This window comes from Methylobacterium sp. GXF4, from assembly GCF_000272495.1.
GTDB classification, from domain to species: domain Bacteria; phylum Pseudomonadota; class Alphaproteobacteria; order Rhizobiales; family Beijerinckiaceae; genus Methylobacterium; species Methylobacterium brachiatum.
Window position 1 is genome coordinate 1 of sequence record NZ_AKFK01000051.1, and the last position, 21,305, is coordinate 21,305.

Genomic DNA, 21,305 nt, shown 5'->3' on the forward strand with positions numbered 1-21,305 from the left:
GAACGCTACCGGCACTGAGGGGGCTGTGGATCGGGCGATCTGAGCGGTGCGAGGCCCCGGGACAGACGCTGCCTTCGCGTCGCGGCCGAACATCGCCACGGGCTCCGCGGGGAGCCGTTGGCGGGGGCCGCCCGGGATAGGCTGGTTGTGCCACCGGCAAACGAAAAAACCCAGAAGCGCATGCTTCTGGGTTAGGGCGGATCGTGCGATCGGCCTGGTGAGACCGGCCTGTCAGAATGCGCGAGCGCGTTCCTCGCCGTCCCTGACCGGGCCCGGCCCGAAGGCCGGGCGGGTGTTGGGTCTTAGTACGAGCCGAACTTGTAGTTCAGGCCGGCGCGGACCACGGCGAACTCGTCGTCGCGGCGGCCGATGGCGCTGTAGGCGACCGGGACGAGGTTGGCGGCGTTGACCACCAGCGCGCCCTGGTTGCGGTTGCCGCGCTCCAGGTTGACGTACAGACCTTCGATCTTGAACGTCACGGCCGACGAACGGAAGAAGTTCAGGAACGACTCGGTGGGCAGGGCGAACTCGACGCCGCCGCCGACGGCGTAGCCGGTGCGGAAGCTGTCGTTGCCGGCGTAGCCGCCGAACGAACGGTCAGCGCTGCCCGAGCCGTAGGCGAAGCCGCCGGTGCCGTACACGAGGGTGCGGTCGAAGGCGTAGCCGAGGCGGCCGCGCACGGTGCCGAAGTAGTCGAGGCTCGACAGGCCGCGCGGGTCGGTGACGTAGTAGCCCGGGGCGACGGCGCCGCTCACGAAGGCGTTGTTCCGGCTGCGACCGAAGTCGAGGTACTGGGCGTCGGCCTCGATGCCGACCACCACGCCCGAGCCCGGGGTGAACTGGACGTTGTAGCCGACCTGGGCGCCGCCGGAGAAGCCGTCCTGGCTGCGGTTGCGGAACGTGGCGGTGGTGCCGGGGACGGCGTAGGGGAAGGGCACGCCGAAGGTGGAGTTGTTGGAGCGGCTGCTGGCGTCGAAGGCGTAGCCGGCGTTGATACCGAAATAGGCGCCGGTCCAGGTGAACACGGGCACCGGGGTGAAGACGGGCGGCGGGGCGGCGCGGCGCGGCAGGTCGGCGGCGAAGGCCGAGCCGGCGAGGGCGACGCCCGCAAGGGCGGTGGTGGCGCGAAGCAGGGATTTCATCATCTGGTCCTCACGGGTGGCCCCGCCCCGGCCTCGCAAGACCGAAACGGAACGCGGATCTGGCTGCATTCCAGCGGTTCCAGGGCTGCTTTACGCGCTGCGGTATCGCCGACCGCTCATCACGGCCCCTTCTGGCAATCCGCGGTTCTTCCCCGGCACCTCGAGCGTCTAAACGCGCCCGAATGGTCAAGGTTCGCTTATGGCCACGCTTTTTTCCGCCCATTCGGTTTGACAAAGTGTCGCACCCCCTGGACGGCATCGGCCACGCTTGCGTCGGGCCGTGTCAAAAGGTCAGGGCGTCAGCGCGATGGCCGAGATCAGGCGCCCGTAATCGGGCTCACCGCGGTGGGTGGTCCGGCGATAGCTGTAGAAGCGATCCGGATCGGCATAGGTGCAGAGGTTCAGCGTCGCAGCCTCGCCGATCTCCGCCTCGCCAAGCCGGGCCAGGATGAAGCCCGGGAGATCGAACTGCGCGTGGTCGGCGCGGGTGCCCGGGCCGAGGAACCGGTCCATGCCGGGCGCCTCGGTGCGGAAGCGTGCGACGAAATCCGGGCCGACCTCATAGGAGGCCTGGCTGATCGTCGGCCCGAGCACGGCCACGATCTGCCGTCTCCGGGCGCCCAGCGCCTCCATGGCGCGGACGGTCGCCTCGATCACCCCGGTGAGCGCGCCCTTCCAGCCGGCATGGGCTGCGCCCACAACCCCGTTCTCGGGATCCGCGAACAGGATCGGCCCGCAATCGGCGGTGGCGATTCCCAGGGCGAGACCGGGCATCCGCGTCACCATGGCGTCGGCCTTCGGGCGATCCGCGGCCGGGATCGGCGCCTCGACGGTGACCACTGCGGCGGAATGGACCTGATACAGGCTGACGAGCCGGTCCGGCGCCAGGCCTAGCTGCGCGCACATGCGTGTCCGGTTCTCGGCGACACGCTCCGGGACGTCCTGGGAACCGAGCCCGCCGTTGAGCGTCGCGTAGATGCCCTCGGACACGCCGCCGACCCGGGTGAAGAAGGCGTGGCGCACGCGTGCATGCGACGAGAGTTCCGGCGCCTCGATGTACATGCCTGTGGTCACGGTCGGCTCCCTCGCGGTCTTGGTGCCGCGCTCGATAGCGGAATGGCTGCCCCTTGACGATGTCGTGGAACCGTCAGATTCTTGCTGCATTGCAGCATGAGTCCGGGTTCCGGATTCTTCCGAGAAGGATCGCAATGTCACGACGGACCGAGAACGACTCCCCGATCGAGACCAAGGCCCCCGAGGTCCCGGAACACCGGAACCCGAGCGCATCCGAACACCCCGTCGTGCGTGAGCTCGGCGAACTCGACCCCTCCGACCCGAACCCGCCCGCACCGCCGACCCCGCGGGCACCGAGCGGCTCCGACGCCGGCTTCGGTTCGTTCGGCTGAGCAGATCCCGCGCTGCCGTCCGGGTTCGAAGCCTCAGGCTTCGGGAAACCCGGGCAGCGGCCCGAGACCCGGACCCATCACGGCCAGGGCCTTGAACAGACTGCCCATTCCCGTCGGGCTCGCATCCGTGAGTCGCTCGACGGCCGCATCGATCGCCGCAGCCTGAGCCGGGGTGGCGCGGGCCTTCAGGCGCTCGGCGCGGGCGTTCAGGCCCAGGGTAAGCAGAAAGTCCCGCTGCACCACCGGCCCGTGAACAATCGCGCCCTCGGCCTGGGCGGCTTTCGCGAGGGCGGCGAAATCGACGTGATGCGTGAGATCCGCGTCTCCGGGCGCCGCCAGCGGATCGGTGAAGCGATGCCCGGACAGGGCCTGAAGGGTGTCGCCGAAGCCCGGCCGGCTATGGCCGTAATCGATCGCCAGCAGCGCGCCGCCTGATTCGCGCAGGCGGCGGGCGAGTTGCCGCATCAGCGCCAGCCCGACCCCCGGCACGCTCAGCAGTCTGCCCTCCGGGCCCTCCGCCTCGATCCCCGGGGTCGCTTCGGGAGCCAGGCCGTAGACGAAATCGCCTTCGGGGCCGAGCCCGATCTGGCGCTCGTGCCAGCCGGTCGCGCGACGCTCGAACTGCCGGACCGGCAGGCAATCGAAGAACTCGTTGGCCAGGATGATCGCCGGGCCCGCGGGCAGCGTCTCGATTCCGGCGTGCCAGGTGGCGCCTCTCCCCGCGAGGGTTCGCTCCTGGACGGCCCGTAGCACCGGGCCGGTCTCGACGAGATGCGGTGTCACCCGCACGCCCGGAGCCGCCGTCCCGAGGGCCCGCAGGGCATCCGCCATCAGCGTGCCCCGGCCGGGGCCGAGTTCCACCAGGACCAGCGGCTCCGGCCGGCCCATCCGGCCGTGAACGTAGCCCGACCAGGCGCCCAGCAGCTCGCCGAACATCTGGCTGATCTCGGGCGCGGTCGTGAAATCGCCGCGCACGCCGAGCGGATCACGGGTGCGGTAATAGCCGTGGACCGGGTGGCCGAGACACAGCGCCATGTAGCGGTCGATGCCGATCGGCCCGCCATGGCGGATCAGCGCCGCGATCTCGGCTCCGAGCGGCGTCACGCCTTGGCGGGCGCCTCGCGCGCCTCCTGGTCGGTCCCGGACGCGGCCACCGGATTGCGCGGGCGGGTCCGCCCGGTCGCGGCGAGCAGGATGTAGGTGAGCCCGACGATCATCATCGGCACGCAGAGCAGCATGCCCATGGTGACACCGCCGCCCATCGGCCCGAGATGGTCGCCGAACAGGAAGCCGAGCTGCCGGTCCGGCTCGCGGAAGAACTCGCAGAATGTCCGGGCCAGCGCGTAGCCGAGGACGAAGATCCCGCCGAGCAGGCCCGGCTTGCGGAACCCGAACCGGCGGACAGCCAGCGCCATGACGATGAACAGCAGCAGGCCCTCGGTGACGGCCTCGTAGAGCTGGCTCGGATGGCGCGGCAGCGGCCCGCCGGTGGGGAACACGATCGCGTAGGGAAAATCCGGCGCGACCCGCCCCCAGAGCTCGCCGTTCACGAAATTCGCGATCCGCCCGAAGAACAGGCCGATCGGCACGACCACGGCGCCGATATCGAGCAGGGTGTAGCCGTTGAGCTTCTTGGCGCGGGCGAACAGCAGGAAGGCCAGGATCGCCCCGAGGAACCCGCCGTGGAACGACATGCCGCCGTTGCGGATCGCCAGGATCTCCATCGGGTCGGCGATGTACATCGGCAGATTGTAGAACAGCACGTAGCCGATCCGCCCGCCCAGCACGACGCCGAGCGCCACCCAGACGACCAGGTCGTCGATGTCGACCACCTGCGGGCGCTTGACCACGCCCCACAGGCTGTCGGCCATGACCAGGCGGCGCGCGTAGTACCAACCGCCGATCAGGCCGGCGATGTAGGCCAGCGCGTACCATTTGATCGTGATCGGCCCGATCGCGATCGCCACTGGATCGATGGCCGGAAAGGGCAGGGCGAGGAGCGGCATCGGTCTGACCTCCGGGGCGGCCGGATTGGACGCCGGAGGGGCGGCGCGTCAAGTGCGCTGCACGCAGCATCCGCCTGCGGGCGTCAGGCCTTCACGAACAGGAACCCGTGCCCGTCCGGGCCCGTGCAATAGGCAGCCCGGCCGTCCGCGGAGGCGTGCGGCGCGACTCCATTCTCGCGCAGTGCTGCCAGCAGGCTGCCCATATCCGCGACCGCAAAGACGAAACGGGTCGAAGCGCGGTCGGCCGGCCCGAACACGGTGCGTGACGCGTGCCGGGGCGCCGGGTGCCGGTAATGCAGCAGCTCGACATGCGGCGCCGGCACCGGCGGCTCGAGCGCGATGACATCGACCTCGGGATCGTCGATGCCGTCGAGCCGGGCCTGTTCGGGCCCCCGGTTCAGGCCTTTCTGCGCGACCGTGAGGCCGACGGGCCCGGTGAGGAACGACAGGGACGCGTCGAGATCGGCGACGGTGATCGCCGAATGGTCGATCCCGAGGAACAGGCCCGGCGCGTCGCGCCAGCGTTCCGCCGGCGGGCCATCGGGAAAGAAGATCAGCTCGAGCGGATGCCCGTCCGGGTCGCGAAACTTGTAGGCGGTGACGCCCCCCGTGGCGGCGGGCAGGAGCTGCGCGCCGCCCCGGCTGATCGTGGTCGGGTTGCACCGGGCAAGCCGAGCCATCGCGGCGTCCATGTCGCGAACCGGAATGGCCAGGTGCTGGAAGAACGGATCGGTCGCCAGGGGATCGTCCGGGTAGGTGGCGCCCGCCGGTTCGACGGCCACGAACGTCACGGTCTGGCGGCCGAGCCGCAGGCGCAGCTGCCGCGCCTTCTCCCCGGCGAGCCCCATCGCCTCAACATGCGCGGCCGGCACCGGCTCGGGTGGTGCGACCCGCTCGAAGCCGAGGGCGTCGCGGTAGAAGTCCTCGGCGACCGCGAGGTCCGCAACGGTACGGCTGAAGCCGGCGACGGCCCGAACGCCGCTCACAGCAGCCGCGCGCCGCGCACGTTGGTGTAGATCGCGTAGAGCGCATGCGAGGCGCACAGGAACAGGCGGCTGTTGTTGCGGCCGCCGAAGGCGAGGTTCGCCACCGGCGAGGGCACCAGGATCTTGCCGACCAATTCGCCGGCGGGATCGATGCAGTGGACGCCGTCGCCGGCGCTCGACCAGAGATTGCCCTGCTCGTCGCACCGGATCCCGTCGGCATTGCCCGGTGCGATCGTGCAGAACACGTTCCCGCCGGACAGACGGCCATCCTCGGCCACATCGAACACACGTATGTTCTGGAGCGGATCGGTGGCGAATTGCAGCCCGGTCTCGACCACGTAGAGTTTTCGCTCGTCCGGCGAGAAGCACAGGCCGTTCGGCCCCTGGAAGTCGTCCGCGACGACGCGCAGCGAGCCCTCGCGCGGGTCGAACCGGTAAAGCGCGGCGGGCAGCTCGGATTCCTGCTTGCCGCCCTCGTAGTCGGTCTGGATGCCGTAGGGCGGGTCCGAGAACCAGATCGTGCCGTCGGACTTGCAGACGATGTCGTTGGGCGAGTTCAGCCGCCGTCCCTGGTAGCGCTCGACCAGGCTGGTGATGCTGCCGTCGAGCTCGGTCCGGTGGATGCGCCGGCCGCGATGCGAGCAGGACAGGAGCCGCCCCTGGCGGTCCCGGGCATGGCCGTTCTCGAAGTCGCTCGACGCGCGGTAGACGCTGAGGCCGCCCGCATCCGTCCAGCGCATCACCCGATTGTTCGGGAGATCCGAGAACAGCAGCTCGTTGCGGTCGCCGAAGAAGACCGGGCCTTCGGCCCAGCCGAAGCCGTCGGCGAGTTTTTCCAGCGGCGCGTTCGGCAGCACATACGCCTTGAAGCGTGGCTGCGTCAGTTCGAAACCGTCCATGCCGCGGCCCCTACTTGAAGCGGCCGGGCTGGTTCACGGTGGGCTCCACCTGGAGCCCCGTGACGATCATCGTGCAGGGCTCGTCGCCCACGGTGCCCGAGAGGTGGCCCTTCCTGCCGTCGCGCGCCCTGGTGTTCTGATCCTCGCCCATCATCAGCTCGCCCGGGCCCATCTCGACCCGGTGGCCATCCATGGTCTCCACGAACCAGCGGCCGGAGAGGATCGCGATCCATTGCGGCCGCGGATTCTCGTGCCATTCGCCGACCCAGCCGACCGGCAGGACCGTGAAGGTCACGACCGACGGCGCCGGCTCCATCTTGTCGTTCCATTGCGGCGCCGTCTCGGGGTTGATCCCCTCGAACTTGAAACGCTCGATGAAAAATCGCTCCTGGCGGCTCACCCCCTCCGCGTCGGTATAGACGTGCCAATACGGCATCTTCGGAGGGGTCGGCTCGCTCATCATCGCTCCTGCGGCGGCGGGACAATCGTCTTCCGCACAACGGCCGGGTGTGGCGATGGTTCGCGGCGGCGCGGAGCGGCCGCCACGAAGGTGATCACATCTGCTCGGGCAGCCGCTCGCTCTGCGCCAGGTTCGAGAACCGGGTGATGTTGGCGTCGAACTGCAGCTCGACCGTGCCGGTCGGGCCGTGACGCTGCTTGCCGAGGATGACCTCGGCCTTGCCGTGAACGCGGTTCATCTCCGCCTCCCAGGCGAAGAACTCCTCCGTGCCCTCGCGCGGCTTCTTGTTGTTGACGTAGTATTCCTCGCGGAACACGAACATCACCACGTCGGCGTCCTGCTCGATCGAGCCGGATTCACGCAGATCCGAGAGCTGCGGGCGCTTGTCGTCGCGGTTCTCGACCTGACGCGAGAGCTGCGAGAGCCCGATGATCGGCACCGCCAGCTCCTTGGCGAGCGCCTTCATGCCGGTGGTGATCTCGGTCATCTCCTGCACGCGGTTGTCGCTGCGCTTGCCGGACCCGGAGAGCAGCTGCAGGTAGTCGACGATCAGCAGGTCCAGGCCCTTCTGGCGCTTCAGGCGCCGGGCCCGGGCGGCGAGCTGGGCGATCGAGATGCCGCCGGTCTGGTCGATGTAGAACGGGATCGTCTGCATGTCCCGGGCGGCGTCGGTGATCTTGTAGAAATCCTCCGGCCGGATGTCGCCGCGGCGGATCTTGTACGAGGGCACGCCCGATTGCTCGGCGATGATACGGGTGGCGAGCTGCTCGGCCGACATTTCCAGGGAGAAGAACCCGACGATGCCGCCGTTGACGGTCTGCATCGTGCCGTCCGCCTGCTTCTCGCCGCGATAGGCCTTGGCGATGTTGAAGGCGATGTTGGTTACCAGCGAGGTCTTGCCCATGGCCGGGCGGCCCGCGAGGATGATCAAGTCGGAGGGCTGCAGGCCGCCCATCTTGGCGTCGAGGTCGGACAGGCCGGTGGCGATGCCCGAGAGCTTGCCGTCGCGCTGGTAGGCCTTGGCGGCCATGTCCACCGCGGCGGTGAGCGCGTCGGAGAATTTTTGGAAGCCGCCGTCGTATTTCCCGGCCTCGGCGAGCTCGTAGAGCCGGCGCTCGGTCTCCTCGATCTGGTCGCGAGGCGCCTGCTCCACCGGCGCCTCGTAGGCGCCGTTGACCAGATCCTCGCCGATCGTGATCAGGCGACGGCGGATCGCGAGGTCGTAGATCGTCCGGCCGTAGGCGCCGGCATTGATCACCGTGGTGGCGTCGGCCGCCAGCCTCGCGAGGTACTGCATCACCGTCTGGCCGCCGAAGTCGGCGTCGCCCAGATAGGTCTTCATGGTGATGGGCGTGGCGAGCTTGCCGGCCCGAATCAGCGAGGCGGCCACCGAGAAGATCTGCTGGTGGGCATCCTCCATGAAGTGCTCGGCCAGGAGGAAGTCCGACACCCGGTAATAGGCGTCGTTGTTCACCAGGATGGCGCCGAGCAGCGCCTGCTCCGCATCGATGTTGTGCGGGGCGACGCGGTACTCAGCTTGAACCGCTTCCAGCTTGGCCGTGAGCGCATTGGGCAGGGCCATCGGCGGACGACTCCGAATCAGGCGCCGCGACGGGCGCACCAGGATCACACCGCGCGACATTGGCCACGGTAAGGTTACCGAAGCCTAGCCGACGGCCGGCTCATCCGGTCCTCGGCCCGGACGAACGGACGCCCGCCGACTCTCGCGAGGGGCGGGCGTCCATGCTGGAACAAAACTGGAACGTGTCAAGTCTTGGGGCGAATGATCCCCAATGTTCACCGCTATACAGGGATGCGGGCGACGCCGCCCCACGCGAGCCGGAGGGCCCTTGCGGAGCGGCACCAGCCGTGGATCCCGACGGACTCAGCCGCGGTCGTCGGCACCTTCGCCGGCATCGGCGAGCGCCATGCCGACCTCCAGGCCGAGGTCGTCGAGGTTGAACGCCTCGCGCTCGGTGACCGACTCGCCGCGCGCCTGACGCTCGGCCTCTTCGGGGCTGCGGGCGACGTTGACGGTGATCTGGACCTCGACCTCGGGGTGCAGCACCACCGGGACCGTGTGCAGGCCCAGGGTCTTGATCGGCTGGTTCAGGATGAACTGGCCGCGATCGACGGTGAAGCCCTCCTTGGCCACCACCTCGGCGAGGTCGCGGGTGGAGACGGAGCCGTAGAGCACGCCGGTCTCGCCCGACTGGCGGATCAGGATGAAGCTCTGGCCGTTCAGCTTCTCGGCGACGGCCTCGGCGTCCTTCTTCCGGTCGAGGTTACGGGCCTCGAGCTGGGCGCGCTGCGACTCGAAGTGCTTCTTGTTGGATTCCGTCGCGCGCAGCGCCTTGCCGCGGGCGAGCAGGAAGTTGCGGGCGAAGCCCGGGCGGACATTCACGGTCTCGCCCATCTGGCCGAGCTTGGCCACGCGCTCGAGCAGGATCACTTCCATCGTCATTCTCCTTCAGTTGGTCGGCCGCACGGGCCGGGGACTCACGGCGCCGGGTTGTCCTTCGGACGGCGGCGATCGAGGGCTGTGTCGGCCAGGCCGAACAGGGTGAGTGCCACCAGGGCGACGCCCTGGGTCACGAACAGGATCAGGTACATGCCGAACAGCATCAGCCCGCGCCCCGGCCGGCCGCGCGAGCGGTCGTGGAAGGCGGCGAGCCCCTGGAGCGCGAAGGCCGCGCTGAAGGCGCCGACCAGCGCAACGCCGAACACGCCGATGAAGCCGGGGGCGAAGCACATCAGCACGGCGGCTGCGAGGGTCACCAGGGTCGTGCGCGGCATGGCGGTCGACGGCAGGTCCGGCCAGGGCCGGGGCAGGCGCCCGGAGATCTTCACGATCCGGGCCGAGGCCCAGAGATAGAAGGTCAGGAGCAGGGTGAGCCCGTTGGCCGCGAAGGCCGGTACGACGCGCGCGAGGGCGTCGGCGACTTCGCCCCGCGTCACCTCGGCCTCGTCCTGGCCGGGCTTGGGCGTCGCGTCCGGCTCGGTCCCCGCGTCGGGGGCGGGAGTGCCGGCCTCGGCTTGCGGCGCGTCGGTGCGGCGGGGTTCGGTCGCCGGCCGGGCGGCGGGGTCGCGCACCTGCACCAGCGTGCGGGCGAGCCCACGCAGCTGCGTGTCGAAGGCCGCGTGGTTCGGCGAGGACAGGACCGCGATGGCGATGAAGGCGAGGGCGGCCGTGGCGGCGGTCCAGCCGAGGAGGCGGCCGGTCGGGTACCATTCGAGGCCGGACGGCGTCTCGCGGCCGAGCAGCGTCAGGTAGGCGAGCCACCAGGCGGGCAGGGCGATGTAGGCGGCGTAGGCGAGGCCCATGAAGGGCGCGATCACGAGCGCCAGGGCGAGGCTGCCGGCGGCCGCCGCCGTCAGGGCGGCCTTGTGGCTCCAGCCCAGGCCGACGATGAGGATCGGCAGAGGCGCGACGAGGTAGAGCAGGATCGCCAGCGGGGTCGCCTTCAGCAGCACCCCGAACAGGAGTGCGGAGACGAGGCCCGCGCCGATACCGATGCCGATATGCTGTGCCATGGGTTCCGCTGTCCCGCTGCCGTCACGGCAGGGTTAGAGGCGTCGCTGCGCCCCAACGATCGAGCGATGTCGCATCGCTCTCTGAGGAAGCCGGCCCGGGTCGATGCCGGGCCGGCCAGTCGAATCAGCCTACTTGATCACGTAGGGCAGCAGGCCGAGAAAGCGGGCGCGCTTGATCGCCTGGGCGAGCTCGCGCTGCTTCTTGGCCGAGACCGCGGTGATGCGGGACGGGACGATCTTGCCGCGCTCGGACACGTAGCGGGACAGGAGCTTGACGTCCTTGTAGTCGATCTTCGGCGCGTTCGCGCCGGAGAACGGGCAAGTCTTGCGACGACGGAAGAAGGGACGGCGTCCGCCGCCTGCACCAGCACCGAAAGCCATGGTTTAGCCCTCCCCGCCGAAGCTGCGCTCGGGACGATCGCCGCGCTCGGGGCGCTCGCCGCCGCCGAACCCGCCGCCGCCACCGAAGCCGTCATCGTCACGACGCCGGCCGCGCTCGCGATCCTTGCGGTCGTCGCGGTCGCGCTTCTGCATCATCGCCGACGGCTCGGAATCGAGATCCTCGACCCGGACGGTCATGAAGCGCAGCACGTCCTCGGAGATCTGCATCTGACGCTCCATCTCGGCGATGGCGGCCGGGGGGGCGTCGATGTTGAGGAGCGCGAAATGCGCCTTGCGGTTCTTCTTGATGCGGTAGGCCAGGGACTTCACGCCCCACATCTCGATCTTCTCGAGGCGGCCGCCGTTCTGCTCGATCACACCCTTATAGGTGTCGATCATCGTCTCGACCTGCTGGGACGTCACGTCCTGCCGGGCCAAGAGCACGTGCTCGTAGAGAGGCATATCGGGCCTTTCAGTGTCAAAAGGAGCCCGGCCGCCCGGAGGCGGCTGGTTCGGGCCGGTTCATTCGCGAGACGCTCGGCGCCAAGCCCTTCGAGCCGTTTTTGCAGGCCCGAGCGGTTGATCGAAGGCGGAGACACCGGACGACGGATCGTTCAGGATCCTATGCCGCAAGCGGCACCGTCCGTTCAGCCCCCGGCCGGAGCGAACGCGAGGGGCGGCGCATAATCGGTTTTTCGCAGGCTGGCAAGACCGGCCGGTCTCGACGCGGCTCGTCCGCTTGAGCGCCGGCGCGGCTTGCCCATCGGGCGGATCGCCAACATATCGGCGGTTCGAGGGCGCCCGCCGGACCGTGGCGGCCCCGGGACGAATCGGCCCATGACCTCCGAAAAGCTGCGCCTCGGCGTCAACATCGATCACGTCGCCACGGTGCGCAACGCCCGCGGCGAGTCCTATCCCGACCCGGTGCGGGCCGCCCTCCTGGCGGTCGAGGCCGGGGCGGACGGCATCACCGCGCATCTGCGCGAGGACCGGCGCCACATCCGGGACGCCGACATCGCCGCGCTGAGGCGCGATCTCACCGTGCCGCTCAACTTCGAGATGGCGGCCACGGATGAGATGGTGACGATCGCCCTGGCGACGCGCCCCCACGCCGCCTGCCTGGTGCCGGAGAAGCGCGCGGAGCGCACCACCGAGGGCGGCCTCGACATCGTCGGCGGGCGCGATCACCTCGCCCCCCGGATCCGCGCCTTGGCGGAGGCCGGGATCCGCGTCTCTCTGTTCGTCGAGCCCGAGCCTGCGGTGATGGACGCCGCCCGTGCGCTCGGCGCGCCGGTGGTCGAGCTGCACACCGGCAGCTATTGCGAGGCCGCCGTGGCGGGCGATGAGGCGCGGGTTGCCCACGAGCTGGCGCGGATCACGCGGGCGGCCGAGCATGGCGCCGGGCTCGGCCTGGAGATCCATGCCGGGCACGGGCTCACGGTCCGGAGCGTCGGGCCGGTGGCGGCGCTGCCGCAGATCCGGGAGCTGAATATCGGCCACGCCCTGATCGCCGACGCGATCTTCGTCGGGCTCGCCCAGGCGGTGCGCGACATGCGGGCCGCCATGGATCGTGCGCGGCGCCCATGATCATCGGCATCGGCTCGGATCTCTGCGACATCGACCGGATCGCCCGGACGCTCGCGCGCCATGGCGACCGCTTCACGCACCGGGTGTTCACCGATGGCGAGCGGGCGCGCTGCGACCGCCGCGCCGCGCGCGCGCCGGGCTACGCCAGGCGCTTTGCCGCCAAGGAGGCCTGCGCCAAGGCCCTGGGCACCGGCCTCAGCAACGGCGTGTTCTGGCGCGACATGGAGGTGGTGAACCTGCCCTCCGGCCAGCCGACCCTGCGGCTCTCCGGCGGTGCCGCCGCGCGACTCGCCGAGATGCTGCCCGCGGGGCATGAGGGCCGGCTGCATGTCAGCCTCACGGACGATCCGCCCATGGCTCAAGCCTTCGTGATCATCGAGGCGCTGCCGGCGTGAGACCCGGGATGGCGGATTAGCCCGCTACCCTCGCGCGTTGCCGGGGGCTCGCGCTTGGTCTAGACCGCCGCACCAGCGGACACGATTGCGGCGCATTCCTCGGGACAACCGCAGATCAGCCGCAGGCGGCGGGGCCGGGCCTCGCGGGCGGCTGGCGTATGATGCGGACGGGCGGAAGCCGGTTCCGGCCCCATCGTACGAGAACGGAAGAGCTGGGGCGTGCTCCGGCGACGGAAGCTGAGTCTGAAGATGGAACGCGCACGCGTGGATCACGACGGCAAGCCGCTGACGAAACCGGTCGAGACCGGCACCTGGGCCAGCATCCGCGAGACGCTGAAGGTCGGCGTCCAGGCGCTGCTGATCGCCCTGGTGGTGCGCACGCTGCTGTTCCAGCCGTTCAACATCCCGTCGGGGTCGCTGGTGCCGACGCTGCTGATCGGCGATTACCTGTTCGTCTCGAAGTATTCCTACGGCTACTCGAAATACTCCCTGCCGCTCTCGGAATACATTCCGATCCAGGCGGATGGGCGCGTCTGGGCGGCCGAGCCGAAGCGCGGCGACATCGCGGTGTTCAAGCTGCCCAAGGACAACGCCACGGATTACATCAAGCGCGTGATCGGCCTGCCGGGCGACAAGATCCAGATGATCGACGGCGTGCTCAACATCAACGGCAAACCGGTCAAGCGCGAGCGGATCGCCGATTACGAGACCACCGATCCCTACGGCCAGGCGACCAAGGTGCCCCAGTATCTCGAGACGCTGCCCAACGGCGTCGTCCACCGGGTCATCGAGCGCGACGGCGACAACGGCTTCTGGGACAAGACCGAGCTCTACACCGTGCCCAGCGGCCATTTCTTCATGATGGGCGACAATCGCGACAACTCCACCGACTCGCGCGATCTCGCGAGCGTCGGCTACGTGCCCTTCGCCAATCTGGTCGGGCGCGCCGAGATGATCTTCTTCTCGATCGACGAGGGCACCCCGGCCTGGCAGCTCTGGAACTGGCCGGCCCATGTGCGCTGGTCGCGCCTGTTCTCGACCATCCATTGAACGGCCCGAACTTGGACGAGGCTGGACAGGCCCGACCGTCTTCCCGGGCACGGCGTTCCCACAAGCCCAGGCCGCCGCTCGGCGTCCTGGAGGAGCGGATCGGCCATAGCTTCGCCGATCAGAACCTGCTGACCCGGGCGCTCACCCATACCAGCAAGGCCACCGGGCGTGGCGGCAGCTACCAGCGCCTGGAGTTCCTGGGCGACCGGGTGCTCGGGCTCGCCGTGGCCGACCGCCTCTACGCCGCCTTTCCGGACGCGGACGAAGGCGACCTGTCGCGCCGCCTGGCCGGCCTCGTGCGCCGGGAGACCTGCGCGGCGGTGGCGGCTTCCTGGGAGGTCGGGCCGCATCTGATCCTCGGCCAGGGCGAGGTGATGGGCGGCGGCCGGCGCAACCAGACGATCCTGGCCGACGTCTGCGAGGCGATCCTCGGTGCGATCTACCTCGATGCCGGCTTCGAGGCCGCCCGGGTGATCGTCGAGGCGCATTTCCATCCGGCCGAGCCGATGGCGGCCCATCGCGGCCGCGACGCCAAATCCGCCCTGCAGGAATGGGCCATGGGCCGGAGCCTGCCGATCCCCGTCTACGCGGTGGTCGAGCGCACTGGCCCGGATCATGCGCCCCGGTTCCGCATTGCCGTACAGGTCGAGGGGCTCGAGCCGGGTCACGGCGAGGGCACCTCGAAGCGTGTCGCCGAGCAGGAGGCCGCCCGCGCGCTGATGGAGCGCGAGGGAATCGGCACCGTCCCGGAGACGGGGCCGACGGAGACAGCATGACCGACCACGAACAAGACGACGGACAGGACGAGGGGCATGCCGAGGGGCCGACCCCCAAGGCGCCATCGACGCTTCCGGGCACGCCCGCGGATTCACGGGCGGGCTTCGTCGCGCTGATCGGCGTGCCGAATGCCGGCAAGTCGACCCTCCTCAACAACCTGGTCGGCACGAAGGTCTCGATCGTCTCGCGCAAGGTGCAGACGACCCGGGCGCTCGTGCGCGGCATCCTGATCGAGGGCTCGGCCCAGGTGATCCTGGTCGACACCCCGGGCATCTTCGCGCCCAAGCGCCGCCTCGATCGGGCGATGGTGCATTCCGCCTGGAGCGGCGCCGCCGACGCGGATGCGGTCTGCCTGCTGGTCGATGCCCGCAAGGGCCTGGACGAGGAGGTCGAGGCGATCCTGAGCCGCCTCGGCGAGGTGAAGCGCGAGAAGATGCTGATCCTCAACAAGATCGACCTGATCCCGCGGGAGCGGCTGCTCGATCTGGCCGCCAAGCTCAACGCGGCCTCGCCGTTTGCCGAGACCTTCATGATCTCGGCGCTCAAGGGTGACGGCGTCGGCGACCTGCGCCGCGCGCTCGCCGCCCGGATGCCGCCGGGCCCGTGGCTCTACCCGGAGGATCAGGTCTCGGACGCGCCGCTGCGCATGCTCGCCGCGGAGATTACCCGGGAAAAAATCTACGACCGGCTGCACGAGGAGCTGCCCTACCGCTCCACGGTCGAGACCGACCAGTGGCAGATCCGGCCGGACGGATCGGTCCGGATCGAGCAGACGATCTTCGTCGAGCGCGAGAGCCAGCGCTCGATCGTGCTCGGCAAGGGCGGCCAGACCATCAAGGCGATCGGTCAGGCGGCCCGCATCGGGATCGCCGAGGCGGCGGACGCCAAGGTCCACCTGTTCCTGCACGTGAAGGTGCGTGAGAACTGGGCCGACGACCCCGCCCGCTACCGCGAGATGGGCCTGGAATTCCCCCGCGGCTGAACCGGGTTTCCGGGGGCTCGCCCTTCGGCGGACCCCCCGAGACTTTCAGGGCTCTGCCCTGCACCCGCAAAAGGTCGAAGACCTTTTGAGACCCGGACTTTAGGCCTCCGGGGCATCCCAGCCGATCGAGCGACGCAGGAAGGTCAGGCCGAGCGCCAGGAAGGACGCCGTCTCGGCATTGTCCTTGCCGTAGCCGTGACCGCCTGAGGCGGGCTCGTAGAAGGACGCGTCGTAGCCGAGGGCGTTCAGCTTCCGGGCCATCTTGCGGGCATGGCCGGGATGCACCCGGTCGTCGCGGCGGCTGGTGGCCAGAAGGATCGGCGGATAGGGCCGGCCCGCCTCGGCTTTGTGGTAGGCCGAGATCGCGCCGAGGAAGGCCCAATCCTGCGGATCGTCCGGGTCGCCGTATTCCGCGATCCAGCTCGCCCCGGCCAGGAGCTTGGTGTAGCGGCGCATGTCGATCAGCGGGATCGTGCAGAACAGCGCCCCGAACCGCTTCGGATACCGGGTCAGCATGTTCGCGATCAGCAGGCCGCCATTCGAGCCGCCCTCCGCGGCGATCCGGCCCGGCCGGGTTACGCCGCGCGCCACGAGGTCGGCCGCGACCGCGGCGAAATCGTCATGGGCCCGTGCCTTGCCCTCGCGACGGCCAGCATCGTGCCAGCGCGTGCCGAACTCGCCGCCCCCGCGGATATTGGCGACGACGCTCGTGCCGCCCCGCTCCAGCCACAGCTTGCCCAGGACCGGGGAATAGCTCGGCAGCAGCGGGAGCCGGAACCCGCCATAGGCGGTCATATGCACCGGAGCCTCGCCAGTCAGGGCCTCCGGTCCGGTCTGGACGTAGGGCACCCGCGTGCCGTCCGCCGAGATTGCCTCGTGCCGGGTAACCCGCAGGCCCTGCGCGTCGAAAGCCGGCGGAGTCCGGCGCAGCACCGTGGGCGCTTCGAGGCTCGGCGGGATGCTGAGCAGCGTCGCAGGAGTCACAGGGTCGTGCACGGTCGCTAGCAGCGTGCCGTCCGCTTCCTCGGGGTCGCCGTCGAGGGGCCAGACATGGACGCTGCCGAGGGCCGGCAGCCCGTCGAGCGGCCGTGTCGTCCAGGCACCCCCTTCGGGCGTGCAGATCGTGTAGGTCGGGCGCAGGTCGTCGAGCGCATGGACGAACAGGCGCCCCGCCGACCAGAACACGTCCTGGAGCGCCCGTCGCTCGTCCGGCCGCCACAGGACCGTGAAGTCGCGGCGCCCCGCCAGGAAGGCCGAGAGCGGCATCGCCAGCACCGTGTCGGTCGCGTGCTCCACGCCGCCCACGAGCCAGGGCTGGCGCGGCCGCACCGCGAGGTAATCCCGGTCGATCTGGACGTCCGCGTCCGAGGGCAGGTCGAGCCGGGTGCGCGGGCCGCTCCGGTCGCCGAGGTGGATCGTGGTGTCGAAGAAGCCGATCTGCTCGATGAAGACCAGCCGCTCGACGCCCGTCTCCCGGTCCACCGAGGCCCAGGCGGCCATGCTGGTCTCCGGTACCTCGAACAGCACTGCGGCGGCCAGCGGATCCGAGCCGCGCGACAACATCCGGGTGGCGCGGGGGTAGCCCGCGCGGGTGGCCATGCCGTCGCCGTAGGCGCTCGCGACCAGCAGCGTGTCGCGGTCGAGCCAGGCCGCACCGCCCTTCGACTCCGGCAGGACGAAGCCGTCGGCCACGAAGGTGCGGCTGATCAGGTCGAACTCGCGCACGACCTTGGCGTCGCCGCCGCCCCGGCTGAGGGACAGCAGGGCGCGGTCGTGACCCTCCTTCAGGACCGACGACCCGGCCCAGACCCAATCCTCGCCCTCCGCGGCGGCGAGCGCATCGAGGTCGAGCAGGATGTCCCAGTCCGGCGCCTCAGTCCGGAAGCTCGCCTCGTCGGTGCGCCGCCACAGGCCACGCGGGTGCTCGGCATCCGTCCAGAAATTATAGAGCAGCCCGCCCCGGCGCGAGACGAACGGGATACGCTCCGGCCGATCCAGGATGGTCCGCGCGGTGTCGCGATCCCGGGCGAAGGCGGCATCGCCGTAGCGGGCCAGGGTCTCGGCGTTGCGGGCCTCGACCCAGGCCAGCGCCTCCGGCCCGTCGATCTCTTCCAACCACAGGTAGGGATCGTCGTCCGGATTCTGGAGGGTCGGGCGCGGGTCGTTCGGAGCGGTCATGACCGCAAGATAGACCCGGCTTCGGGGATTCGGGAACCGCCCCGATGGCGCAGGGGCAGGGGCTCGCCCGCGGCGGACGGTCTGCCCTCTGACAAGTCCGTGCGGCGACCCCGAGGCTGGGCTTTCGGAGCCATTCCGGGTAACAGGCGACGTTCCCTCCGGATGATCCGAGTCGGGTGCGGGCTTCCCGCTCCGCTGTGGATTCGCGTTCCGATGCCAGCTCTCCAGATCCTGAATTGTTCATGCGCCATGCCGTTTACGGCCTGCCGCCGGTCGACCTCGCAGAGGTCCCCGGCGACGCCGTCCAGCTTTCCCCCCTGATCCCCGGCTCAGCCCGGCTCGAGGACCTGACCGAGGGCAGCCTCGATGCCGCGACCGTGCTGGCGCCCCCGGGCACGATCGAGCGGCGCTACGTGCTCGCTCACACGTTGCGGGCGCTCGTGCCCGGCGGCCGAATGCTGGCGCTCGCGCCGAAGGACCGGGGCGGCACGCGGCTGGCCAAGGAACTGGCCGCTTTCGCGTGTCACGCCGCCGACGAGCCGCGCCGCCACCACCGGATCTGCAGGCTCGTGCGACCGCCCGAGCCGGCCGGACTCGGCGCAGCCATCGAGGAAGGCGGCCCGCGCCACGTCGACAACCTCGCTTTGTGCACGCAGCCCGGCGTCTTCTCCTGGGACCGGCTCGATCCCGGTACGGCGTTGCTCCTGGCGAACCTGCCGCCGCTGAAGGGCAAGGGGGCCGATCTTGGCTGCGGCCTCGGGATCCTCGCCCGGGCGATCCTGGGCTCGCCCGCGGTCACCGCGCTGACGCTGGTGGAGATCGATCGCCGGGCCGTCGAGATGGCGCATCGCAACGTCGCCGATCCGCGGGCGACGATTGTCTGGGCCGATATCCGGGCGGCCGGCGCGGTGCCGGGCAGCCTCGACTTCGTGGTGATGAACCCGCCGTTCCACGATGGCGGCACCGAGGATCAGGCGCTCGGCCGAACCTTCATCGCCCGGGCCGCGGAGGCGCTGCGCAAGGGCGGCACGCTGTGGCTCGTGGCCAATGCACACCTGCCCTACGAGACGGCTCTCGGTGCCGCGTTCCGCGACGTCTCGGTCACGGTGCAGGCCGGGGGCTACCGGGTCTACGAGGCGCGCCGATGAAGGCGGCCAAATCCGTCCGCCTCGACAAGCTGCTGGCCAATCTCGGCTACGGGTCGCGCCGCGAGATCCAGGGGCTGGCCCGCGCCGGCGCGATCCTATTGGACGGCGCCGAGCTGGCGGATGCCGGCGACCGGATCGCCCTCGATCCCGATCTTCCGGAGCGTCTGACCGTCGACGGCGCGCCGGTCGATCCGCTGCCGGGCCTGTGCCTGATGCTGCACAAGCCGCTCGGCGTGACCTGCTCGCACAAGGAGGCCGGGCCCCTCGTCTACGGGCTGTTGCCCGAACGCTGGCGCTGGCGCGACCCGCCGCTCTCCACCGTGGGGCGCCTCGATAAGGAGACCTCCGGCCTGTTGCTGCTCACCGATGACGGCGCGCTGCTCCACCGGATCATCGCGCCCAAGGCGAATGTGGCCAAGCGCTACCGGGTCACCCTAGACCGGCCGCTCGACGGCACCGAGGGAGCGACCTTCGCGTCCGGCACGCTAGTGCTGGAGGGTGAGGACCGGCCCTTGCTGCCGGTGCATCTGGACGTCAAGGATCCCACCCATTGCGCGGTGACGCTGACGGAAGGCCGCTACCACCAGGTGCGCCGGATGTTCGCCGCCATCGGCAACCACGTCGTGGCTTTGCATCGGGACCGGGTCGGCGGGCTCGACCTGCCGGCGGACCTGCCGGCCGGGGGCTACCGGGTTATGGGTCCGGCCGATATCGCCGCCGTGTTCGCGGGCACCTGATCGCTCTGCACCTGGACTACGGCCTCAATGAAGCGACCGGGCGAGGGCGACGACGGCTCCGATGATCGCCAGCGTCTGAAAGCCGATCAATCCGGCGACCCAGCGCACGATCTCGGCGCGAGTCTCTGCCAATTCGGCGCGCAGATCTGCCTTCGTGACGAGATCACCCTGAAGCGCTTCGGCCATGGCATCGGCCAAGCCCTCGGCCTGCTCGGGCGAGAGCTTGGCCTTGTCCCGGAGGGTCCGGGCAAATTTCAGCGTATCGAACGCAACGCCCGCCATGCGGGGACTTATCGGCGTCGGAGGCATCGGGTTACAAGCTCTGAGAGGCGGCCGCCCCTCGATTTCACCCGAATCCTTGCGCCCCGCCCCGGGCTCTGCTAAGCGCCCGCCCATCCCACACGCGGAGCCGGCCTCATGCCTGAATGAGGCGTCTTCCGGTGGCCGTCCGAATGCGTCGGGCGGCTGCATCCCTCCGCGGCGGATCCAACCGGAGAGTACAAAGACATGGCCGTCGATTTCACTATGCGTCAGCTCCTCGAGGCGGGCGCCCATTTCGGTCACCAGGCCCACCGCTGGAACCCGAAGATGCAGCCGTACATCTTCGGCACCCGCAACAACATCCACATCATCGACCTGGCCCAGACCGTGCCGGCGATGCACACCGCGCTGCAGGCGGTGAGCGACACCGTCGCCAAGGGCGGCCGCGTGCTGTTCGTGGGCACCAAGCGCCAGGCGGCCGACACGATCGCCGACGCCGCCAAGCGCTCGGCCCAGTACTACGTCAATTCCCGCTGGCTGGGCGGCATGCTCACCAACTGGAAGACCATCTCGGGCTCGATCGCGCGCCTGCGCAAGGTCACCGAGACGCTGGAGACCGGCGGCCCGGGCCTGACCAAGAAGGAGCGCCTGATGCTGTCCCGTGAGAAGGACAAGCTCGAGAAGGCGCTCGGCGGCATCAAGGACATGGGCGGCGTGCCCGACCTGCTGTTCGTGATCGACACCAACAAGGAGCAGCTGGCGATCAAGGAGGCGAACCGCCTCGGGATCCCGGTGGCCGCCATCGTCGACACCAACTGCAACCCGGACGGCATCACCCACATCGTCCCGGCCAACGACGATGCCGGCCGCGCCATCGCGCTCTACTGCGACCTGATCGCCAAGGCCGCCATCGACGGCATCTCGCGGGCCCAGGGCTCGTCGGGCGTCGATCTCGGCGCCTCCGAGGAGCCGCAGGCCGAGGAGCTGCCGGCGAACGACGACGCGGCCGTCTCGGTCGAGTCCGACGCGCTCGACCCGGCCGACGTGGCGATGCTCGCCGAGTCGACCGAGCATTTCGAGCTGCTCGCCGCTCCGCGCGGCGCGCCGGACGACCTGACCAAGCTGCATGGCGCCGGTCCGCAGATCGTCCAGAAGCTCAACGATGCCGGCATCTACCATTACTGGCAGATCGCCGCGATGACCCCGGACGAGGTTGCCAAGGTCGATTCCGACCTGAAGCTCAACGGCCGCATCGACCGCGATTCGTGGGTCTCGCAGGCCCGCGGTTTCGTCGAGGCCGCCGCCGCGGTCTAACTCTCGGTACGTCGCGGCGCCCCGTCATCGGGGCGTCGTGAACCCAGGCATACCGGGCCCGG

At 69.9% G+C, this 21,305-nt stretch carries 23 protein-coding genes; 9 read left to right on the forward strand and 14 right to left on the reverse strand.

Going from position 1 to position 21,305, the window contains the following annotated elements:
* Positions 1–302: 302 nt before the first annotated feature.
* The gene (locus tag WYO_RS07970) at positions 303–1,142 is read right to left on the reverse strand and encodes a porin family protein (protein WP_039902568.1); all 840 of its coding nucleotides are present in this window, start codon (positions 1,140–1,142) and stop codon (positions 303–305) included.
* A gap of 291 nt (positions 1,143–1,433) precedes the next feature.
* Entirely contained in the window at positions 1,434–2,204 is a 771-nt protein-coding gene (pgeF, locus tag WYO_RS07975; protein WP_039902522.1) for a peptidoglycan editing factor PgeF, read from the reverse strand.
* Between the two features lie 146 nt (positions 2,205–2,350).
* On the opposite strand from pgeF, the gene WYO_RS32135 reads away from it, so the two are divergent.
* Positions 2,351–2,548, forward strand: a complete 198-nt coding sequence (locus tag WYO_RS32135; RefSeq protein ID WP_007561019.1) for a hypothetical protein — start codon at positions 2,351–2,353, stop codon at positions 2,546–2,548.
* A gap of 33 nt (positions 2,549–2,581) precedes the next feature.
* Here WYO_RS32135 and WYO_RS07985 read toward each other — a convergent pair whose 3' ends face one another.
* From WYO_RS07985 to rpsF, 10 genes are all read right to left on the reverse strand, one after another.
* Positions 2,582–3,652 (reverse strand): SAM-dependent methyltransferase, encoded by a 1,071-nt coding sequence (locus tag WYO_RS07985; protein ID WP_007561021.1) that lies wholly within the window; start codon positions 3,650–3,652, stop codon positions 2,582–2,584.
* Positions 3,649–4,554, reverse strand: coding sequence for a prolipoprotein diacylglyceryl transferase (gene lgt, locus WYO_RS07990; protein ID WP_007561023.1), 906 nt, complete (start codon positions 4,552–4,554; stop codon positions 3,649–3,651). The genes WYO_RS07985 and lgt overlap by 4 nt, the downstream gene beginning before the upstream one ends.
* An 83-nt stretch (positions 4,555–4,637) precedes the next feature.
* Positions 4,638–5,540, reverse strand: a complete 903-nt coding sequence (locus WYO_RS07995) for a VOC family protein (protein WP_007561025.1) — start codon at positions 5,538–5,540, stop codon at positions 4,638–4,640.
* Positions 5,537–6,439: an SMP-30/gluconolactonase/LRE family protein gene (locus WYO_RS08000; protein WP_007561028.1), complete on the reverse strand. Its 903-nt coding sequence runs from the start codon at positions 6,437–6,439 to the stop codon at positions 5,537–5,539. The genes WYO_RS07995 and WYO_RS08000 overlap by 4 nt, the downstream gene beginning before the upstream one ends.
* A gap of 10 nt (positions 6,440–6,449) precedes the next feature.
* Positions 6,450–6,899: a hypothetical protein gene (locus WYO_RS08005; RefSeq protein ID WP_007561030.1), complete on the reverse strand. Its 450-nt coding sequence runs from the start codon at positions 6,897–6,899 to the stop codon at positions 6,450–6,452.
* A gap of 94 nt (positions 6,900–6,993) precedes the next feature.
* The gene (locus WYO_RS08010; RefSeq protein ID WP_007561032.1) at positions 6,994–8,481 is read right to left on the reverse strand and encodes a replicative DNA helicase; all 1,488 of its coding nucleotides are present in this window, start codon (positions 8,479–8,481) and stop codon (positions 6,994–6,996) included.
* A gap of 303 nt (positions 8,482–8,784) precedes the next feature.
* Positions 8,785–9,357: a 50S ribosomal protein L9 gene (gene rplI / locus WYO_RS08015; RefSeq protein ID WP_007561034.1), complete on the reverse strand. Its 573-nt coding sequence runs from the start codon at positions 9,355–9,357 to the stop codon at positions 8,785–8,787.
* A 41-nt stretch (positions 9,358–9,398) separates the two neighbouring features.
* The gene (locus WYO_RS08020; protein ID WP_007561036.1) at positions 9,399–10,433 is read right to left on the reverse strand and encodes a hypothetical protein; all 1,035 of its coding nucleotides are present in this window, start codon (positions 10,431–10,433) and stop codon (positions 9,399–9,401) included.
* A 129-nt stretch (positions 10,434–10,562) separates the two neighbouring features.
* Positions 10,563–10,814: a 30S ribosomal protein S18 gene (gene rpsR / locus WYO_RS08025; RefSeq protein WP_007561044.1), complete on the reverse strand. Its 252-nt coding sequence runs from the start codon at positions 10,812–10,814 to the stop codon at positions 10,563–10,565.
* Between the two features lie 3 nt (positions 10,815–10,817).
* Complete coding sequence (rpsF, locus tag WYO_RS08030; protein ID WP_007561046.1) at positions 10,818–11,276, reverse strand: 30S ribosomal protein S6; 459 nt, start codon at positions 11,274–11,276, stop codon at positions 10,818–10,820.
* A gap of 375 nt (positions 11,277–11,651) precedes the next feature.
* On the opposite strand from rpsF, the gene WYO_RS08035 reads away from it, so the two are divergent.
* The 5 genes from WYO_RS08035 (at position 11,652) to era (ending at position 15,605) form a co-directional block, all read left to right on the forward strand.
* Positions 11,652–12,401 (forward strand): pyridoxine 5'-phosphate synthase, encoded by a 750-nt coding sequence (locus tag WYO_RS08035; protein ID WP_007561047.1) that lies wholly within the window; start codon positions 11,652–11,654, stop codon positions 12,399–12,401.
* The gene (gene acpS, locus WYO_RS08040; RefSeq protein ID WP_007561049.1) at positions 12,398–12,796 is read left to right on the forward strand and encodes a holo-ACP synthase; all 399 of its coding nucleotides are present in this window, start codon (positions 12,398–12,400) and stop codon (positions 12,794–12,796) included. Before WYO_RS08035 ends, acpS begins: the two co-directional genes overlap by 4 nt.
* A gap of 249 nt (positions 12,797–13,045) precedes the next feature.
* Entirely contained in the window at positions 13,046–13,846 is an 801-nt protein-coding gene (gene lepB, locus WYO_RS08045; RefSeq protein ID WP_007561051.1) for a signal peptidase I, read from the forward strand.
* 11 nt (positions 13,847–13,857) lie between these two features.
* Positions 13,858–14,622, forward strand: a complete 765-nt coding sequence (gene rnc / locus WYO_RS08050) for a ribonuclease III (protein WP_039902523.1) — start codon at positions 13,858–13,860, stop codon at positions 14,620–14,622.
* Positions 14,619–15,605 carry a GTPase Era gene (gene era, locus WYO_RS08055; protein WP_007561055.1) on the forward strand — a complete coding sequence of 329 codons (987 nt, stop codon included), beginning with the start codon at positions 14,619–14,621 and terminating at the stop codon, positions 15,603–15,605. The genes rnc and era overlap by 4 nt, the downstream gene beginning before the upstream one ends.
* Before the next feature lie 99 nt (positions 15,606–15,704).
* On the opposite strand, the gene WYO_RS08060 is transcribed toward era, so the two are convergent.
* Positions 15,705–17,783: a prolyl oligopeptidase family serine peptidase gene (locus WYO_RS08060; RefSeq protein WP_007561056.1), complete on the reverse strand. Its 2,079-nt coding sequence runs from the start codon at positions 17,781–17,783 to the stop codon at positions 15,705–15,707.
* Positions 17,784–18,025: 242 nt separating this feature from the next.
* On the opposite strand from WYO_RS08060, the gene WYO_RS08065 reads away from it, so the two are divergent.
* Positions 18,026–18,931 (forward strand): methyltransferase, encoded by a 906-nt coding sequence (locus tag WYO_RS08065; protein ID WP_007561058.1) that lies wholly within the window; start codon positions 18,026–18,028, stop codon positions 18,929–18,931.
* The gene (locus WYO_RS08070; protein WP_007561060.1) at positions 18,928–19,668 is read left to right on the forward strand and encodes a pseudouridine synthase; all 741 of its coding nucleotides are present in this window, start codon (positions 18,928–18,930) and stop codon (positions 19,666–19,668) included. Before WYO_RS08065 ends, WYO_RS08070 begins: the two co-directional genes overlap by 4 nt.
* A 24-nt stretch (positions 19,669–19,692) precedes the next feature.
* On the opposite strand, the gene WYO_RS08075 is transcribed toward WYO_RS08070, so the two are convergent.
* The gene (locus tag WYO_RS08075) at positions 19,693–19,950 is read right to left on the reverse strand and encodes a hypothetical protein (protein ID WP_039902524.1); all 258 of its coding nucleotides are present in this window, start codon (positions 19,948–19,950) and stop codon (positions 19,693–19,695) included.
* A gap of 225 nt (positions 19,951–20,175) precedes the next feature.
* On the opposite strand from WYO_RS08075, the gene WYO_RS08080 reads away from it, so the two are divergent.
* A complete protein-coding gene (locus tag WYO_RS08080) occupies positions 20,176–21,243 on the forward strand; it encodes a 30S ribosomal protein S2 (RefSeq protein WP_007561064.1) in 1,068 nt (355 codons plus the stop codon).
* Positions 21,244–21,305 lie beyond the last annotated feature (62 nt).

Coding starts and splice junctions, on each gene's coding strand:
- WYO_RS07970 (WP_039902568.1), bottom strand. CDS start 1,142: ATGAAATCCCTGCTTCGCGCCACCACCGCCCTTGCGGGCGTCGCCCTC.
- pgeF (WP_039902522.1), bottom strand. CDS start 2,204: ATGTACATCGAGGCGCCGGAACTCTCGTCGCATGCACGCGTGCGCCAC.
- WYO_RS32135 (WP_007561019.1), top strand. CDS start 2,351: ATGTCACGACGGACCGAGAACGACTCCCCGATCGAGACCAAGGCCCCC.
- lgt (WP_007561023.1), bottom strand. CDS start 4,554: ATGCCGCTCCTCGCCCTGCCCTTTCCGGCCATCGATCCAGTGGCGATC.
- WYO_RS08000 (WP_007561028.1), bottom strand. CDS start 6,439: ATGGACGGTTTCGAACTGACGCAGCCACGCTTCAAGGCGTATGTGCTG.
- WYO_RS08005 (WP_007561030.1), bottom strand. CDS start 6,899: ATGAGCGAGCCGACCCCTCCGAAGATGCCGTATTGGCACGTCTATACC.
- WYO_RS08010 (WP_007561032.1), bottom strand. CDS start 8,481: ATGGCCCTGCCCAATGCGCTCACGGCCAAGCTGGAAGCGGTTCAAGCT.
- rplI (WP_007561034.1), bottom strand. CDS start 9,357: ATGGAAGTGATCCTGCTCGAGCGCGTGGCCAAGCTCGGCCAGATGGGC.
- WYO_RS08020 (WP_007561036.1), bottom strand. CDS start 10,433: ATGGCACAGCATATCGGCATCGGTATCGGCGCGGGCCTCGTCTCCGCA.
- rpsR (WP_007561044.1), bottom strand. CDS start 10,814: ATGGCTTTCGGTGCTGGTGCAGGCGGCGGACGCCGTCCCTTCTTCCGT.
- rpsF (WP_007561046.1), bottom strand. CDS start 11,276: ATGCCTCTCTACGAGCACGTGCTCTTGGCCCGGCAGGACGTGACGTCC.
- WYO_RS08035 (WP_007561047.1), top strand. CDS start 11,652: ATGACCTCCGAAAAGCTGCGCCTCGGCGTCAACATCGATCACGTCGCC.
- acpS (WP_007561049.1), top strand. CDS start 12,398: ATGATCATCGGCATCGGCTCGGATCTCTGCGACATCGACCGGATCGCC.
- lepB (WP_007561051.1), top strand. CDS start 13,046: ATGGAACGCGCACGCGTGGATCACGACGGCAAGCCGCTGACGAAACCG.
- era (WP_007561055.1), top strand. CDS start 14,619: ATGACCGACCACGAACAAGACGACGGACAGGACGAGGGGCATGCCGAG.
- WYO_RS08060 (WP_007561056.1), bottom strand. CDS start 17,783: ATGACCGCTCCGAACGACCCGCGCCCGACCCTCCAGAATCCGGACGAC.
- WYO_RS08065 (WP_007561058.1), top strand. CDS start 18,026: ATGCGCCATGCCGTTTACGGCCTGCCGCCGGTCGACCTCGCAGAGGTC.
- WYO_RS08070 (WP_007561060.1), top strand. CDS start 18,928: ATGAAGGCGGCCAAATCCGTCCGCCTCGACAAGCTGCTGGCCAATCTC.
- WYO_RS08075 (WP_039902524.1), bottom strand. CDS start 19,950: ATGGCGGGCGTTGCGTTCGATACGCTGAAATTTGCCCGGACCCTCCGG.
- WYO_RS08080 (WP_007561064.1), top strand. CDS start 20,176: ATGGCCGTCGATTTCACTATGCGTCAGCTCCTCGAGGCGGGCGCCCAT.